Genomic DNA, 15,657 nt, shown 5'->3' on the forward strand with positions numbered 1-15,657 from the left:
ACCGGCGACGGCTTGTTCGACAATGACGGCTGAGATCGGTCGATCGGCTGGCCCACTGCGCCAGCGCCACCTTCGGGTCTTCTGCGCAGCACGCGACCAGTCCCGTGCGGACGCCGACGCCGTGTGCGGAACCTTGGAACGCCGCCATGACCTGCTGCGGTCGTGGCGGCTAAAGCCACTGGATCTCCCCCACCGCCGCCCGACCCCATCGGGACGGGCGGCGAGAGAAGACGTCGACTCAGAGGCGCTTCGCGAGCTCTTCCGCGACCTCGTAGGTGTTCAGCGCGGCGCCCTTGCGCAGGTTGTCGCCGCACACGAAGAAGTCGAGCGTGTTCGGGAAGTCCAGCGCCTGCCGCACGCGGCCCACGTACGTGGGGTCGCCGCCCACGACCTCGGCGGGCGTCGGGAACTTGCCCGCCGCCGGGTCGTCGACGAGGACGATGGTCGGCTGCTCGGAGAAGATCTTGTGCGCCGCCTCGACGGTGACCTCACGGGCGAACGTCGCGTGGACGGCCAGCGAGTGCGTGGTCACGACGGGGACGCGCACGCAGGTGGCGGAAACCTTCAGGTCGGGGATGCCGAGGATCTTGCGGGCCTCGTTGCGGACCTTCAGCTCCTCCGACGACCAGCCGTCGTCCTTCACCGAACCCGCCCACGGCACCACGTTCAGCACCAGCGGGGCCGGGAACGGCGAGTCCTCGGCGGACAGGCCGGCGGCGGACAGCGCCTGCGCCACGTCACCCGCGACGACCCCCGCCTCCTTGCCGGCCAGCGCGCTGATCTCGGCGTACAGGCGGTCGATGCCGGACTGGCCCGCGCCGGACGCCGCCTGGTAGGAGGCGACGACGAGTTCCTTGAGCTCGAACTCGCGGTGCAGGGCACCGAGCGCCGCCATCATCGACAGCGTCGTGCAGTTCGGGTTCGCGATGATGCCGCGCGGGCGGTTGTCGATCTGGTCCGCGTTGACCTCGGGCACGACCAGCGGCACGTCCGCGTCCATGCGGAACGCGCCGGAGTTGTCGATCGCGATGGCACCGCGCTCGGCGGCGATCGGGGCCCACTCGGCCGAGACCTCGTCCGGCACGTCGAACATCGCGATGTCGACGCCGTCGAAGGCCTCCGGCGAGAGCGCGACGACCGTGCAGCTCCTGGCCGCGTACGTTGATCTTCTTGCCCGCCGAGCGCGCGGACGCGATCAGCCGGATCTCGCCCCACGGCACGGAGGAGCGGGTGTTCATGATGTCGATCATCACGGTGCCCACGGCACCGGTCGCGCCCACCAGCGCGAGCACGGGGGCGGTCATCGGCCAGTCCCTGCGTAGACGACGGCCTCTTCGTCGGTGCCCAGGTCGAACGCGTCGTGCAGGGCGCGCACGGCGTCGTCGAGCTGGGTGTCGCGGCAGATGACCGAGATGCGGATCTCCGAGGTGGAGATGATGTCGATGTTGACGCCGGCCGTGGCCAGCGCCTCGCAGAACGTGGCCGTGACACCGGGGTGCGAGCGCATGCCCGCGCCGATCAGCGACACCTTGCCGACGTGCTCGTCGTAGAGGACCTGGTCGAACCCGATCTCGCCGCGGGCCTTCTCCAGCGCGGCCACCGCACGCGGGCCGTCGTCCTTCGACAGCGTGAACGTGATGTCGGTGCGGCCGGAGGCGGCCTGCGAGACGTTCTGCACGACCATGTCGATGTCGAGCTCCGCCTGCGCCACCACCCGGAAGATCTTGGCCGCGATGCCGGGGTGGTCGGGGACGGCGGTAACGGTGATCTTGGCTTCGGACCGGTCGTGCGCGACGCCGGTGATCATCGCCTGTTCCACGGAAGCGTCCTCCACTGAACCGGACACGATGGTTCCGGTCTTGTTGCTGAACGACGAACGGACGTGCACGGGGACGCCGTAGCGGCGGGCGTACTCCACACAGCGGAGCATCAGCACCTTCGCGCCGCAGGCGGCCATCTCGAGCATTTCCTCGTAGGTGATCGTGTCGAGCTTCCTCGCGTTCGGCACGATGCGCGGGTCGGCGGTGTAGACGCCGTCCACGTCGGTGTAGATCTCGCACACGTCGGCCTTCGTCGCCGCCGCGAGCGCCACCGCCGTGGTGTCGCTGCCGCCGCGGCCGAGCGTGGTGATCTCCTTGGAGTCCTGGCTCACGCCCTGGAACCCGGCGACGATCGCGATCGCCCCGTCCGAGAGCGCGTCCTGGATCCGGCTCGGCGTCACGTCGATGATCCGGGCCTTGCCGTGCACGGACGTCGTGATCACGCCGGCCTGCGAGCCCGTGTAGGACCGCGCCTCGGCACCCAGCGTGTTGATCGCCATGGCGAGCAGCGACATCGAGATCCGCTCACCCGAGGTGAGCAGCATGTCGAGCTCGCGCACCGGCGGCACCGGGGCGACCTGGTGGGCGAGGTCGAGCAGCTCGTCGGTCGTGTCGCCCATGGCCGACACGACGACAACGACGTCGTTGCCCGCCTTCTTGGTCGCGACGATGCGCTCGGCCACGCGTTTGATCCGCTCGGCACTTCCCACCGATGAACCGCCGTACTTCTGGACGACGAGCGCCACCGACCCAACCTCCCTCACACGCGACTAAAACCGCACGTCGTAGGCAGCCTACCCGGACCACCTGGTGAGACTCTGGAGCCGTGATGCGCGTGACTACTCTGTCCGGGTGTCGTCAGTCGATGTGGTGGAGGCTTCTCCCTCGATGCCCGAACGCGCTCCGCGACCCCGCGTCGGCGAACTGCTGAGACACCCCGCCGCGCTGTGGGTCGCCCCGGCGCTCATCTACCTCTTCGTGCGCCAGCTCGGCCTGGTCGTGCTCGGCTGGATGGTCGACCACCAGAACAGCCGCGGTGGCACGCGGATGACCGTGGCCGGCGAGCTGGGCTCGTGGGACGGCGAGTGGTTCCTGGCGATCGCCGAGCACGGCTACAACGGCGTGCCGATGCGCCTGGTCGACGCGGCGGGCAAGCGGTCGGCGGAGACCCCGCTCGCGTTCTTCCCCGGCTACCCGGCGCTGGTCAGGTGGGTCGACGGCCTGCCGGGCGTGAGCGTGCAGGGCGCGGCGTTCGCGGTGAGCCTGATCAGCGGCCTGTTCTGCGCGTACGGCCTGTTCGTGCTCGGCCGCGCGGTCCGCACCGGCTCCTCGCGTGCCGGTCTGGTGCTGGTCACGCTGTTCGCCGCCTCCCCCATGGGCATCGTGCTGTCGATGACCTACTCCGAGGCCACGTTCTGCGCGTTCGCCGTGTGGGCGCTGGTCGGCGTGGTGCGCAGGCAGTGGGTCGTGGCGGGTGTCTGCTGCGCGGCCGCGGGTCTGGTCCGCCCGACCGCGGGCGCGCTGATCGCGGCGGTCTGCCTGGCCGCCCTGGTCGCGGTCCTCGGCGACCGGCGCGACTGGCGGGCGTGGGCCGGTGGCCTGGTCGCCCCGGTCGGCCTGCTGGGCTACCTCGGCTGGGTGGCCGTCCGCACCGGCGACCTCGCCGGCTGGTTCGGCGTGCAGCAACGCGGCTGGGGCTCGAAGTTCGACGGCGGCGAGGCGACCTGGACGTTCGCCCTGCAACACCTCGGCGAACCGCGCTCGGCGCTGGAGATCGGCACGGTCTGGCTGCTGGTGCTGGCCATCGCCCTGGTCGTCTACGCCTTCCAGCGCCGCCTGGAGTGGCCGCTGGTCGTCTACGGCATCGGCGTGCTGGTCATGGACCTCGGCTCGAACGGCCTGATGAACTCGAAGGCCCGCCTGCTGCTGCCGGCGTTCACGCTGCTGGTGCCGCTGGCCCTGGTCCTCGCGCGCCGCCGACTGTCCACCCTCGTGACCGTGCTCGGCGTGACCGTCCTGTTCAGCGCCTGGTTCGGTGCGTACGCGCTCGCCGTTTGGGACTATGCGATCTGATGAACGAGCTGATCTCGCAGCGCTGGAGCCCTCGCGCCTTCTCCGCTGACGCCACCGTGTCCGACGACGAGCTGCGCGTGCTGCTGGAGGCCGCCCGCTGGGCCCCGTCGCACGGCAACAGCCAACCCGCCCGGTTCGTCGTGGGCCACCGCGGCACCCCGACGTTCGACAAGGTCTTCGACACCCTGCGCCCCGGCAACCAGACGTGGGCGGTGCGCGCCTCCGTGCTGCTCGTCGGCTGCGTGCTCACGACCGACGACCGCGGACCGATCCCGAACGCCGAGTTCGGCCTGGGTCTCGCGATGGAGAACATCGCCCTGCAGGCCGTCGACCTGGGCCTGGTCACGCACATGATGGGCGGCTTCGACAGGGAAGCCACCCACACCGCGTTCGCGATGCCCGCCGACGTGCGCCCGCTGGTGGCGATGGCCGTGGGCCGGATCGGGGACCTCGCGGACCTGCCGGAGGACCTCCAGGCTCGCGAACAGCGGGAACGCCAGCGGTTGCCGTTGTCCGAGACGGTGTTCACCGGCACCTGGGGCGAGTCACTGTTCGGTTGAGAAGTACTTCGTGGCGACCTCGTTGTGCAGCGGGAACGCCAACGGCTCGCACTCGAAGATGACCTTCCGCTCGGACGCCTCCTCGTTCGGCACGAACGGCGGCATGTCCTCGGCGTTGATGGCGGGCGCGGTGGCGAACAACAGCACCGTGCCGCCGTCCGGCGTGGACACGAAGTGCAACGGCCGCAGCTCACCGGGGTCGACGCTGACGCCGGCCTCCTCTTCGAGCTCGCGCGCCGCACTGCACTGCCACGACTCGCCGCGCTCCATGAACCCGCTGACGAACGCCAGCTGCCCGACCGGCGGGATGGCGCGCCGCACCGTGAGCAACCCGGTCCTGGGCCCGTCCTTGACCGGCACGAGCAGCACGACGACCGGCGACGGGTTCGCCCACACCATGTGCGCACAGCGGGGGCACTTGCGGGGGTATGCGGACGTGTCCGCGTACGCGGTGCCGCAGTTGTCGCAGAAGTCGTCGCGCGCCATGGCCAAACGCTAGCCGAGACGCCTCACGAGTTTGAGGACGATCGCTCGAACGGCCAGCCAGAAGATCGCCGCCAACCCGAAGTTGACGATGGTCCGCAGCTTCGCATCGCTCGGCTCGAACAGGTTCCTGAACGCCAAGGACACCGGCTCGGCAATCGCCTTGACGGTGCTGGTGATGGGATTTTCCGGGTTGGCCCCGCCGACGGTGAGCACGACGTGAACGACGAGCACCACCGCCAGCGCGAGGCCGACCCAGCTCAAGATCCCTGCGACGATTCCGACCACGCGCGTACGCATGGGTCAGGAATCTACTCTTCAGTAGCGTGACACCGCGCGGGCGAGCAGGCCGGTGACGACCAGCCAGAACACGGCGGCGAGTCCGTAGTTGAGCAGGACATCGACGTTGTAGTTGCCCGTGGCGAACAGACCGGGGAAGAACAGGGCGAGCGGTTCCGCGAGGGAGCCGACAAACCGGAAGAACGCGTTGGCCTGGTTCGCGCCGAGCACGATCATGAGGATGTACAGGACCTCGATGATCGCGAAGACCGCACCGATGCCGCTGATCACGCGTGAAGCCGTGCCGCGGCCACTAGTCGTACGTAATCTGGACATACCTGAAAACTTCCCGGGTTTGTGTTGCTTCAAACCGCAGGCTTGCGCAGGGGTCCCCTTTGTTTTCGGCGCCCCTGCGTTCGACCGTACTCGCTTGCACCGACAGGGTCATTGCGCTGAGCTGGACGGACGCACGGGCCGACCGGCGCGGGCTTTGGTCGAGCCGGAGCCCCGGGAACAGCCGCCTCGCCAGGCTGGAAGTACGCCGCGCCGAACAGCCACGTCCCACGATCCGGTCGTCGAGTTCCATCTCCCCCTCCCCTATGGCTACTCTGTTCGGCGTGTGGCGTTCCCTCCTGCTTCGCTGCCGTGACGGGGTCTGATCCAGACCGGCCCCCCGTCGCGGGACTCAGCGTTGCCGCCGGTCGTCTGATTCACGACCAGCAGGAGCTACCCCGAAATGTCTGCCTCACCTGACGCGTACACCTCCGGTTCGAGCCGCATCCGCCAGCCCGCGCGCCCGGCCCCGTCGACGCAGCCCCCCTGGAACCCGCAGCTGGGCAGCAGCATGCCGTTCCACCGCTACCGCCCGTTCCACGAGGTGGTGGAGGTCGTCGACGTACCCGACCGCACCTGGCCGGCCAAGCGCGTCGAGAAGGCGCCGCTGTGGTGCGCGGTCGACCTGCGCGACGGCAACCAGGCGCTGATCGACCCCATGTCGCCCGCGCGCAAGCGGAAGATGTTCGACCTGCTGGTGCGGATGGGCTTCAAGGAGATCGAGGTCGGGTTCCCGGCGGCCAGCCAGACCGACTTCGACTTCGTCCGGGAGATCATCGAGGACGGCGCGGTGCCGGACGACGTGACGATCCAGGTGCTGACGCAGTGCCGCGAGGAGCTGATCGCGCGGACGTTCGAGTCGCTGCGCGGGGCTCGCAAGGCGATCGTGCACTTCTACAACTCGACGTCGATCCTGCAGCGGCGGGTGGTGTTCCGCAGCGACCGCGAGGGCATCAAGAAGATCGCCGTGGACGCCGCGAAGTTCGCGAAGGCGCAGGAGGCGGGCTACCCGGAGACCGAGTTCCGCTACGAGTACTCGCCCGAGTCCTACACCGGCACCGAGCTGTCCTACGCGCTCGAGGTCTGCAACGCGGTCACCGCGGTCATCCAGCCGACGCCGGAGCGGCCGCTGATCATCAACCTGCCCGCCACCGTCGAGATGGCCACGCCGAACGTCTACGCGGACAGCATCGAGTGGATGTCGCGCAACCTGGACAGCCGCGACTCGATCATCCTGAGCCTGCACCCGCACAACGACCGCGGCACCGGCGTCGCCGCGGCGGAGCTGGGATACCTGGCCGGTGCTGACCGGATCGAGGGCTGCCTGTTCGGCAACGGCGAGCGGACCGGCAACGTGTGCCTGGTGACGCTGGCGATGAACATGTTCAGCCAGGGCATCGACCCGCAGCTCGACTTCAGCGACATCGACGAGGTCCGCAGGACCGTCGAGTACTGCAACCAGCTGCCGGTGGCCGAGCGGCACCCGTACGGCGGTGACCTGGTGTTCACCGCGTTCTCCGGCTCGCACCAGGACGCCATCAAGAAGGGCCTGGAGGCGCTGGAGGCCGACGCGAAGGACGCGGGCCAGCACGTCGACGAGTACCCGTGGGAGGTCCCGTACCTGCCGATCGACCCGAAGGACGTGGGCCGCAACTACGAGGCCGTCATCCGGGTCAACTCGCAGTCCGGCAAGGGCGGTGTGGCGTACCTGATGAAGCAGGAGCACCACCTGGACCTGCCGCGCCGGCTGCAGATCGAGTTCTCGCGGGTGATCCAGGAGGTCACCGACACGCAGGGCGGCGAGATCGGCCCGAAGGAGATGTGGGACGCCTTCGCGGAGGAGTACCTGCACGGCAAGGTCCCGCTGCACCTGCTGCGGCACCGGGCGTCGTCGGACGGCAGCGGGCGCGAGGAGATCACCGCCGTGCTGCTGATCGACGGCGAGGAGCACGAGATCACCGGGGCCGGCAACGGCCCGATCGCCGCGTTCGTCGACGCGCTCGCGTCCATCGGGTACGACGTGCGGGTCATGGACTACGCCGAGCACGCGCTGTCCGCCGGTGACGACGCCCGCGCGGCCGCCTACGTGGAGTGTGCCGTGGGCGACCGCGTACTGTGGGGCGTGGGCATCGACTCGTCGACGGTGGCGGCGTCGTTCCGCGCGATCGTCAGCGCCGTCAACCGCGCTAACCGGTAGCGACGGACGGGGAGGACGCGTGCGGCACCAGCTGCCGCGGCGCGCCCTCCCCGTTCGCCGGCACGGCCCAGATGCCCTCGCCGGGCAGGCCGTAGGCGATGGTGTCGTCGTCGAGCCACACGACCTGGTCGTCGATCCCGCGGGTCTCGGCCAGCGGTGTCTCCACCATCGTGGTCAGGTCGAGCACGTGCTGGCGCCACGGTCGCGCGCCGTCGCCGGGCACGCGCTTCTTGAACGCCACCTTCTTGCCGTCCGGTGACAGCGACGGGCATTCCGCGTTCTCCCGCAGCGTTGTCGCGGACTCGTCGGTCGAGTCGCCGCGCACCAGGTAGGTCTTGCCGGCGGTGCTCATCGTGGCGAAGTAGGTGCGGTCGTCGGTGGCGAACGTGACGCCCCACCAGTTCATGTCGTTGGTCGTCTTCATGCCGGCGACGCTCGTGCCCTCGACGTTGCTGGCGTACACCTCGGTCTCCTGGTCGAAGATCGCGGTGCGGGTGGAGAACGTGCCGGCCTGCGCGTACGAGTCGCCGGTGACGAACGTCGTCCACGACGCCATCCGCCCGTCCGCGGACAGCTTGGCGCGGTTGGGCACGCCGTCGACCTCCACGCGCCGGCGCTCGGTCAGGCCGCGGTCGACGAACACCGCGGTCGCACCGGGCAACGGGCCCGCGGCGTCCGCGAGGCACAGCCCCCGGCCGCCGGAGGTGTAGAAGCGCTTGCAGGACAACGAGCTGACCCGTCGTGGACCGGACGGGTCGGTCAGCGGCACGGACGCCACCTTGCCGCTCGCCTCGTCCACGAACAGCAGCCGGCCGGACGAGAGCTTCGACCGGACCCCGTTCCACGGCAACGGAGATCTCGCCGGGAGTGCGCAGGGCGTAGGCGGTGGCGCCGGCGCCGAGCACGACCACGGCGGCGATGACGATCAGAACCCTTTTCAAGCGAACCACGTCCACAGTGCACCGAAGAGGACGGAGGAGGCGGCACGGGCGAGGACCTGGCCGGTCTGCAGGAGGGCCAGACCGGAGGTGCGCAGCTCGTCGGGGACCATCGGCCCGGCGACGGCCATCAGCACCCCGTCCGTGCACGCGTAGAACACCCCGTGCAGCAGCAGGACGCCGACCAGCAGGGTGATCCCGGACGTGCCCGCGAGCAGCGCGTACGCACCGAGCAGGGCGAGGTGGCCGGCGAGGAAGATCCGCCACCGCCCGACCCGGTCGGCCAGCGACCCCAGTGGCACGGCGGCGAGCAGGTACACGCCGGCCGTGCCGAGGGGCAGCAACGCGATGTAGGCGAGCTCGACGTCGAGCTTCTTCTGCAGCAACAGGTAGACGAAACCGTCGCCGAGCGTCAGGAACCCGAGCCCGCACGCGACCAGGCAGACCCGCCGGAACGGCCTGGACCGCAACAGCCCGAAGGCGTTCCGCAGCGACACCGCCAAGCGGGGCAGCACGTCGCGGTGGTCGCGGACGAAGAGCACGAGCACCAGGAAACCCAGTGCGGCGAAGCAGAAGCTGACGACGAACACCACGTCGTAGCGCGCGGGCAGCGTCCACAGCAGGCAGAACGCGACCAGCGGGCCGAGGAACGCGCCGACGGTGTCCATGGCGCGGTGGACGCCGAAGGCGCGGCCGAGCGCCGAGGGCTCGCTGCTCAACGTGATCAGCGCGTCCCGCGGCGCGGTGCGCAGGCCCTTGCCGGTGCGGTCACCGGCGAGCACGAGCCCCATCGCGGTGGCCGAGGTCCCGGCGGCGAGCAGGCCGAGCTTGCCCAGCGCCGAGATCCCGTAGCCGAGGCCCGCGACGAACTTGCGGCGTTGCCAGCGGTCAGCCGCATGACCGCCGACGACGCGCACCAGTGCGGTCACACCGGTGTAGATGCCGTCGAGCACACCGAACTGCAGCGGGGAGAACCCCAGTCCCAGCACGAGGTAGAGCGGCAGGATCGCGGTGACCATCTCGGACGAGACGTCCGTGAGCAGGGACACCGCGCCCAGCGCGAGGACGTTCCCCGCGATCCTGCCGGTGCCGCCCGAAGCCGGGGCTTGTCTTGCGGTTGCGATGTACACGACGGCCTCCGATCAACAGCCAGGTGCGACTAGCGACAGGTGAAGGGACCGGCCTTGTCGCGCACCCGGCCCGCCGTGTCGATGACCTCCCACGAGTAGGAGCGACCGGACAGGGTGAACTTCACGACGCCGTGGGTGTCGGCGAACCACTTCTCGACCCCGGTGCGCGGCTTGACCGCGTCGTACAGGTAGTCGCCGCCGATGCCGATGATCGCCGAGCGCAGGCCGTTGGCCTCGTCGACCGCACCGCTCTTGTTGAGCGGCTTCAACCGCTCGTAGTGGTGGTCGTGCCCGCTGAGCACCAGGTCGGCCTTGGCGTCGGCGAAGACGTTCCACAGCGCCGACATCTTGGACTTGTCACCGTACTCGCCGGAGTTGAACCGCGGGTGGTGCCAGTACCCGACGACGCACGCCTTGGTGTTCGCGGCGAGGTCGGCCTTCAGCCAGTCGAGCTGCGTCGAGTCGGCACCGGTGTCGTAGATCTTCTGGGAGTCGAACGACACGAAGTGGAAGTCGCCGGCCTCCCAGCTGTAGTACGGCTTGCCGGCCGGGTAGGCCTGAGCGCCGAAGTACGACTTGTAACCGTTGAGGTTGTCCTCCCACTCGTGGTTGCCGGTCGCCGGGTGGGTGATGCTCTTGTAGCGGCCCCACGACTTGTCGTAGTGGTTGCGGAACTCGGTGAGCGTGCCGCTGTCGTACTGGTTGTCGCCGACCGTGAGGATGTGGTTCGGCTTGATCTGGTCGATGAGCTTCGCGGTCTCGTAGTGCTCGGTGTTCGTCAGCGACGCGATGTCACCGGCGGCGACGACCGTGATGGTGTCGCCGGGTGCCGGCGGCCGGGTGGTCGCCTGCACCGCGTTGCTCGCGGCACTGAGGTTGCCGGCGGCGTCGCGCGCCTTGACGGTGTAGGTGAACGCCGTGCCGGAGGCCAGCCCGGTGTCGGTGAACGTGGTGCCGGTGGGCGTGCCGACGACGCTGCCGTTGCGCAGCACCTCGTAGCCGGTCACACCGACGTTGTCGGTCGCCGCGGTCCACTGCAGGCCGACCGAGCTGGACGTGGTGCCGGTGCTGGTCAGCCCGGACGGCGCGGTCGGCGCGGTCACGTCGCCGTTCGCCGAGCTGCCGTAGACCTCGAGCTCGAACAGCGAGTAGCCGTAGGCCGTGCCGCGTTTCGTGCCGTAGATCCGCACGTACCGGCCGGACGCGCTCAGCGCCGTCTCGTCGACGCCGCCGTTCTGCCCGGTCAGGGTCTTCTTGGTGCTCCACGACGAGCCGTCGCTCGACGTCTGGATCTTGTACTCGGAGGCGTACGCGGCCTCCCAGGTGAGCTTGACCTTGGAGATGGTGGCGGCGCCACCCAGGTCGACGGCGACCCACTGCGGGTCGACGCCTTCGAGGCTCGCCCACCGGGTGGTGGGAATTCCGTCGACGGCGTTGGCTCCGCCGAAGGTCTCGGCCTCGGTGGAGGAGGTGGTGGTGGGTTTGTTCGCCGAGAGCAGCGAGTCGGCCGCCTGCGCCGGTCCTGATGCCGCCAGAGGCGGAATCACCAGCGCCAACACTGCGACGGCGACACCTGTTCTGGTGTGCTTTCTGATCACTTCGTCCTCCTGGGCAAGGGTGGCGGCGAAGGATTGGTAAACAAGCTTTCCTATTAAGGTCGGAGGTTAGACGTGCTCGAAGACACAGGTCAACGGCAGAAGTGCCGGATGAACGCGTGACAGATCAGCGCTTCACCGGCGGAACCGAGCAGTCATCGCCTGTCATGCGATGACTCGGCGAACCGCCACGCCACGGCGTTGAGCAGCAGACCGGCGCCCAGCCCCTGCATACCGCCCACCAGCAGCGCGCGCACCCAGTCATATGCGCTGACCTGGCTGACCGGATCGGACAACGACCAGACCGCGCCGACCACGACTGCGACGGCGATCAGCGCCCGGAACATGGACCGGGAAATCCCGGACCATGCCCGCCAGTCATGCCCCTTCGGACACCGTGCCGCCATCCAGCCCAACAGCAGCATGCCCCCTGCGGAGGACATGTAGCCGATCACGTTGTAGAGCCGATGGGGGCCGACGACCGACGTGGTCAACCAGTCCCACCGCTGCACGAACCACCCGTCGGTCTGCGTGACCGCGTCCCACACCAGGTGCGTCAGCACACCGGCCACCACGGAAAGCCCGCACCGCAGTGGCCGGCGCAACGGGCCGGGGTGCGGCACCCTCGTGCGCACGAGCTCCGGCGACAACGCCAGCACCGACGGCAGCAGCAACCGCCCGACCAGCAGCAACACCACCGCCGCCAGCGAGCCGCCCGGGACGTCGTGCGTCGGCAGCACCGGCAGGTAGTAGCCCAGGTCGGGCGCGACCGCCCCCGCCACCAGCCCCGGGAACCACAGGAACCGGCGCAACGGCAGGACGGCGGCGGGATGGGCGAGGGTGAAGGGCACGCGAGAGTGTAGATCGACTTCCACCCTGTGGGCGGGCTGAAGAAACACCCAGGTCGGGATTGTTCAGCCGCGTCACGTACGTTCACAGATCATGAGCACCGCAGCCGCCAGTCTCGTCGTGCTGTTCCTGGTCGCCGTCGTGCCGCTGGCACCGACGGAGGCCGTGCTCATCGGCGCCGGTGTCCTGGCCGCGTCCGGTGAGGTTCCGCTGTACCTGGTGATCGCCGTGGCCGCCGCGGGCTGCCTGGCCAGCGACATGATCAACTTTACCGCAGGCCGCCGGATGGGCATGAGGGCCCTCGACAAGGTGAACAAGAACGCCAAGGCGCGGGCGATGGTGGTGTGGACCGCCGACCAGCTGGCGACCAGGGGCGAGACGATCCTGGTCGTGGCGCGGTTCCTGCCGGCGGGCGGCATCGTCGGCGCGATGCTCGCCGGGGCCCTGAAGTGGCCGCTGCGGCGCTTCCTGCCGGTCGCGACCGTCGGGTCCGTGGTGTGGAGCCTCTACCCCGCCACCGTGGGCTACATCGGCGGTCAGATCATCGATGAGGCCTGGCTCGCGATGCTGCTGTCCCTGGGCGTCGCGATGCTGATCTCCGTGCCGATCGGCATGGTGTGGCGTGCGCGCAACGCCAACCGCACCCTCTCGTACGCCGAGGCGTCGTCGTAGAGCACCGCGAACCGGTCGGCGGCCGTCAGCAGCGCGTCGACCTCGAACGCCAGCTGCGCGTCACCGCACAGCCGTTCCAGCAGTGACACCCAGCGCAGGTGGAACAGCATCAGCGCGTCGCGCACGCGGCCGGGTCTGGCCGCGAACTCCGAGCGCGTGACCACGAAGAAGCAGCCGCCGGGGAAGACGCGCCGCTTCGAGTAGTCGAGCCAGCGCCCGCACAGGTCGAGGACCGAGCCGCCGGCGACCACGACCTCGTGCGCGAAGATCTCCGACGCCGTGTGCACGGTCGCGAGCTGCAGCTCCTCCTTGGAGCCGAAGTGCGAGAACACCCCGCTCTTGCTCATGCCGAGCTCGACCGCGAGCCGCCCGATCGTGACTCCTTCGAGCCCGTCGACGGACGCGATCTCCGCCGCCCTCAGCAGGATCGCCGCACGACTGTCCATCCGCCCACGACAGCGGACCCCCCTCAAGCCCCACCCGCGCTCCCCTCGAAACGAGTGCACGCGGGGAGCTTTCGTACTCTCCTGGAGCACGAAAGGTCCCCGCGTGCCCCTTGAAACGGCACGCGGGGGCCCCGCGTTCCCCGGAAGGGAACGCGGGGCCCCCGCGTGACATCGGAGCTACGGGTTGAGCGCCTCTGTGACGGAGGCCGGTCCGACCAGGGGGACGTCCGGGGAGAGGCCGTCGCCCTCCTCGACCAGGACCGGCTTCACCTCGTGCGGCTGGATCTCGCCGGAGCGGATCTGCTCGGCCCAGTGGCACGCGACCTTGTGACCGGGCTTGAGCTCGCGCAGCACCGGGCGTTCGGTGTCGCAGCGGGTCTGCTGCCGCCACGGGCACCGGGTGTGGAACCGGCAGCCGGTGGGCGGGTTCGCGGGCGACGGGAGGTCACCCGCGAGCAGGATCCGTTCACGCCGGTCCTCGACCACCGGGTCGGGCACCGGGATCGCCGACAGCAGCGCCCGCGTGTACGGGTGCAGCGGCTCGGCGTAGAGGTCCTCGGAGTCGGCCTCCTCGACCAGCCCGCCGAGGTACATCACGCCGACCCGGTCGGAGATGTGCTTCACGACCGCCAGGTCGTGCGCGATCACCAGGTAGGTCAGGCCGAACTGCTCCTGCAGGTCCTCCAGGAGGTTCACGACCTGCGCCTGCACCGACACGTCCAGCGCGGACACCGGCTCGTCGGCGACGATCAGGTCCGGCTCCAGTGCCAGCGCCCGCGCGATGCCGATGCGCTGCCGCTGACCGCCGGAGAACTCGTGCGGGTACTTGCGCAGGGCCGACGTCGGCAGGCCGACCGCGGTGAGCAGCTCGCGCAAGCGCTTGGCGGTCTCCTCCTTGCCCTTGTCCAGGCCGTGCGCCCGCAGGCCCTCGACCAGGATCGACTCCACGGACTGGCGCGGGTCGAGCGAGGACAGCGGGTCCTGGAACACCATCTGGATCCGGCGCCGCATCTTGCGCAGCTCCTCGCCCTTGAGGGCCGAGAAGTCCTGTCCGTCGAAGACCATCTTGCCCGCGGTCGGCTCGTTCAGCCGCAGCATCGCCCGCCCGAGGGTGGACTTGCCGCAGCCGGACTCGCCGACCAGGCCGTAGGTTTCGCCGCGCCGGATCTCCAGGTCCACGCCGTCGACGGCGTAGACGTGGCCGACCGTGCGGTCGAAGAAGACACCGCGCTTGATCGGGAAGTGCACCTTCATGTCCTGCACGGACACCAGGGTCTCGCTCATACCGACACCTCCTCGGCGGCCGGGGTGCCCGGGACCACCGGGTTGTGGCAGCGGAGCAGGCGACCGAGCTTGTCGACCTCCGCGGGCGTCTCCGCACGGCAGACGTCGAGCGCGTTCGGGCACCGGGGGGCGAACGCGCAGGCGCTCGTCCACGGGATGTTGTCGGCGACCGAGCCCCTGATCGGCGTCAGCTTCTCGCCGCGCGGGGCGTCGAGCCGCGGGATCGACGCCAGCAGGCCGTGCGTGTACGGGTGGCGCGGCTCGGAGAAGAGCTTGTGCCGCATGGCCTTCTCGACCACCTTGCCGCCGTACAGCACGTTGACCTCGTCGCACAGGCCGGCGACGACACCCAGGTCGTGGGTGATCATCACGAGCGCGGTGCCGAGGTCCTGCACCAGTTCCTTCATCAGCGTGAGGATCTGGGCCTGGATGGTCACGTCCAGCGCCGTCGTCGGCTCGTCCGCGATCAGCAGCTTCGGCCGGCACGCCAGCGCGATCGCGATGAGCGCGCGCTGCCGCATGCCGCCGGAGAGCTGGTGCGGGTACTCCTTGAGCCGCCGGTTCGGGTCCGGGATGCCGACCTTGTCCAGCAGGTCCTTCGCCTCGATCATCGCTTCCTTGCGGGCCAGGCCGCGGTGCCGTTCGAGCACCTCGGTGACCTGCAGGCCGATCGGGACGACGGGGTTGAGCGACGACAGCGGGTCCTGGAAGACCATGCCGAGGTCGCGGCCGCGGCGGTCGCGCATCTCCCTGTCGGAGAGCTTGAGCAGGTCGGTGCCGTCGTAGTGCACCGAACCGGTGATCTTGGCGCCGCGCTTGGGCAGCAGTCTCATGATCGCCAGCGAGGTCACCGACTTGCCGCAGCCCGACTCGCCGACGAGCCCGACCGTCTGACCGGGTTCGACGTCGAAGCTGACGCCGTCGACCGCGGTGAACGGCTGTTCGCCCTTGCGCTGGAACACGACGGAGAGGTCACGAACTTCGAGCAGTGCCACGAC

Annotated in this window: 13 protein-coding genes and 3 pseudogenes; 4 read left to right on the plus strand and 12 right to left on the minus strand. The window is 69.6% G+C overall.

Translation table 11 applies throughout. The features are described from left to right. Nucleotides 1-238: 238 nt before the first annotated feature. Both ACVDFE_RS04860 and ACVDFE_RS04865 read right to left on the minus strand, forming a co-directional pair. Nucleotides 239-1,304 (minus strand): annotated as a pseudogene (locus ACVDFE_RS04860) (aspartate-semialdehyde dehydrogenase). After that, complete coding sequence (locus tag ACVDFE_RS04865) at nt 1,301-2,566, minus strand: aspartate kinase (protein ID WP_360385028.1); 1,266 nt, start codon at nt 2,564-2,566, stop codon at nt 1,301-1,303. The pseudogene ACVDFE_RS04860 and the gene ACVDFE_RS04865 overlap by 4 nt, the downstream one beginning before the upstream one ends. A 106-nt stretch (nt 2,567-2,672) precedes the next feature. On the opposite strand from ACVDFE_RS04865, the gene ACVDFE_RS04870 reads away from it, so the two are divergent. Both ACVDFE_RS04870 and ACVDFE_RS04875 read left to right on the plus strand, forming a co-directional pair. After that, nucleotides 2,673-3,893: a hypothetical protein gene (locus ACVDFE_RS04870; protein WP_458429698.1), complete on the plus strand. Its 1,221-nt coding sequence runs from the start codon at nt 2,673-2,675 to the stop codon at nt 3,891-3,893. Then, nucleotides 3,893-4,453, plus strand: coding sequence for a nitroreductase family protein (locus ACVDFE_RS04875; protein ID WP_360385024.1), 561 nt, complete (start codon nt 3,893-3,895; stop codon nt 4,451-4,453). Before ACVDFE_RS04870 ends, ACVDFE_RS04875 begins: the two co-directional genes overlap by 1 nt. On the opposite strand, the gene ACVDFE_RS04880 is transcribed toward ACVDFE_RS04875, so the two are convergent. From ACVDFE_RS04880 to ACVDFE_RS04890, 3 genes are read right to left on the minus strand one after another with little or no spacing between them, the layout of a single operon-like run. Beyond that, a complete protein-coding gene (locus tag ACVDFE_RS04880) occupies nt 4,439-4,939 on the minus strand; it encodes an NUDIX domain-containing protein (RefSeq protein WP_360385022.1) in 501 nt (166 codons plus the stop codon). The genes ACVDFE_RS04875 and ACVDFE_RS04880 overlap by 15 nt on opposite strands. Before the next feature lie 9 nt (nt 4,940-4,948). Further along, nucleotides 4,949-5,236, minus strand: a complete 288-nt coding sequence (locus tag ACVDFE_RS04885; RefSeq protein WP_360385020.1) for a hypothetical protein — start codon at nt 5,234-5,236, stop codon at nt 4,949-4,951. Nucleotides 5,237-5,254: 18 nt separating this feature from the next. Next, nucleotides 5,255-5,551: a hypothetical protein gene (locus tag ACVDFE_RS04890; RefSeq protein ID WP_360385018.1), complete on the minus strand. Its 297-nt coding sequence runs from the start codon at nt 5,549-5,551 to the stop codon at nt 5,255-5,257. 400 nt (nt 5,552-5,951) lie between these two features. Here ACVDFE_RS04890 and leuA point away from each other — a divergent pair, with 400 nt between their 5' ends. Further along, nucleotides 5,952-7,745 carry a 2-isopropylmalate synthase gene (gene leuA, locus ACVDFE_RS04895; protein ID WP_458429699.1) on the plus strand — a complete coding sequence of 598 codons (1,794 nt, stop codon included), beginning with the start codon at nt 5,952-5,954 and terminating at the stop codon, nt 7,743-7,745. On the opposite strand, the gene ACVDFE_RS04900 is transcribed toward leuA, so the two are convergent. The 4 genes and pseudogenes from ACVDFE_RS04900 to ACVDFE_RS04915 all read right to left on the minus strand — a co-directional run bounded on the left by ACVDFE_RS04900 (nt 7,735) and on the right by ACVDFE_RS04915 (nt 12,259). After that, complete coding sequence (locus ACVDFE_RS04900; RefSeq protein ID WP_458434477.1) at nt 7,735-8,595, minus strand: hypothetical protein; 861 nt, start codon at nt 8,593-8,595, stop codon at nt 7,735-7,737. The two genes, leuA and ACVDFE_RS04900, sit on opposite strands and share 11 nt — an antisense overlap. A gap of 16 nt (nt 8,596-8,611) precedes the next feature. Beyond that, nucleotides 8,612-9,813 (minus strand): annotated as a pseudogene (locus ACVDFE_RS04905) (MFS transporter); the annotation flags it as partial. Nucleotides 9,814-9,842: 29 nt separating this feature from the next. Further along, nucleotides 9,843-11,360, minus strand: coding sequence for a discoidin domain-containing protein (locus tag ACVDFE_RS04910; protein ID WP_458429700.1), 1,518 nt, complete (start codon nt 11,358-11,360; stop codon nt 9,843-9,845). A gap of 203 nt (nt 11,361-11,563) precedes the next feature. Then, complete coding sequence (locus tag ACVDFE_RS04915) at nt 11,564-12,259, minus strand: DUF4184 family protein (protein WP_458429701.1); 696 nt, start codon at nt 12,257-12,259, stop codon at nt 11,564-11,566. Nucleotides 12,260-12,350: 91 nt separating this feature from the next. On the opposite strand from ACVDFE_RS04915, the pseudogene ACVDFE_RS04920 reads away from it, so the two are divergent. Continuing rightward, a pseudogene (locus ACVDFE_RS04920) lies at nt 12,351-12,773 on the plus strand (DedA family protein); the annotation flags it as partial. Between the two features lie 20 nt (nt 12,774-12,793). Here ACVDFE_RS04920 and ACVDFE_RS04925 read toward each other — a convergent pair. The 3 genes from ACVDFE_RS04925 to ACVDFE_RS04935 all read right to left on the minus strand — a co-directional run bounded on the left by ACVDFE_RS04925 (nt 12,794) and on the right by ACVDFE_RS04935 (nt 15,654). Further along, nucleotides 12,794-13,375, minus strand: coding sequence for a TetR/AcrR family transcriptional regulator (locus ACVDFE_RS04925; protein WP_360385006.1), 582 nt, complete (start codon nt 13,373-13,375; stop codon nt 12,794-12,796). A gap of 177 nt (nt 13,376-13,552) precedes the next feature. Continuing rightward, complete coding sequence (locus ACVDFE_RS04930) at nt 13,553-14,659, minus strand: ABC transporter ATP-binding protein (RefSeq protein WP_458429702.1); 1,107 nt, start codon at nt 14,657-14,659, stop codon at nt 13,553-13,555. Then, on the minus strand, nt 14,656-15,654 hold the full coding sequence (locus ACVDFE_RS04935; protein WP_458429703.1) for an ABC transporter ATP-binding protein: 999 nt from the start codon (nt 15,652-15,654) through the stop codon (nt 14,656-14,658). Before ACVDFE_RS04935 ends, ACVDFE_RS04930 begins: the two co-directional genes overlap by 4 nt. Nucleotides 15,655-15,657 lie beyond the last annotated feature (3 nt).

The sequence above is a fragment of the Lentzea chajnantorensis genome, assembly GCF_054300775.1.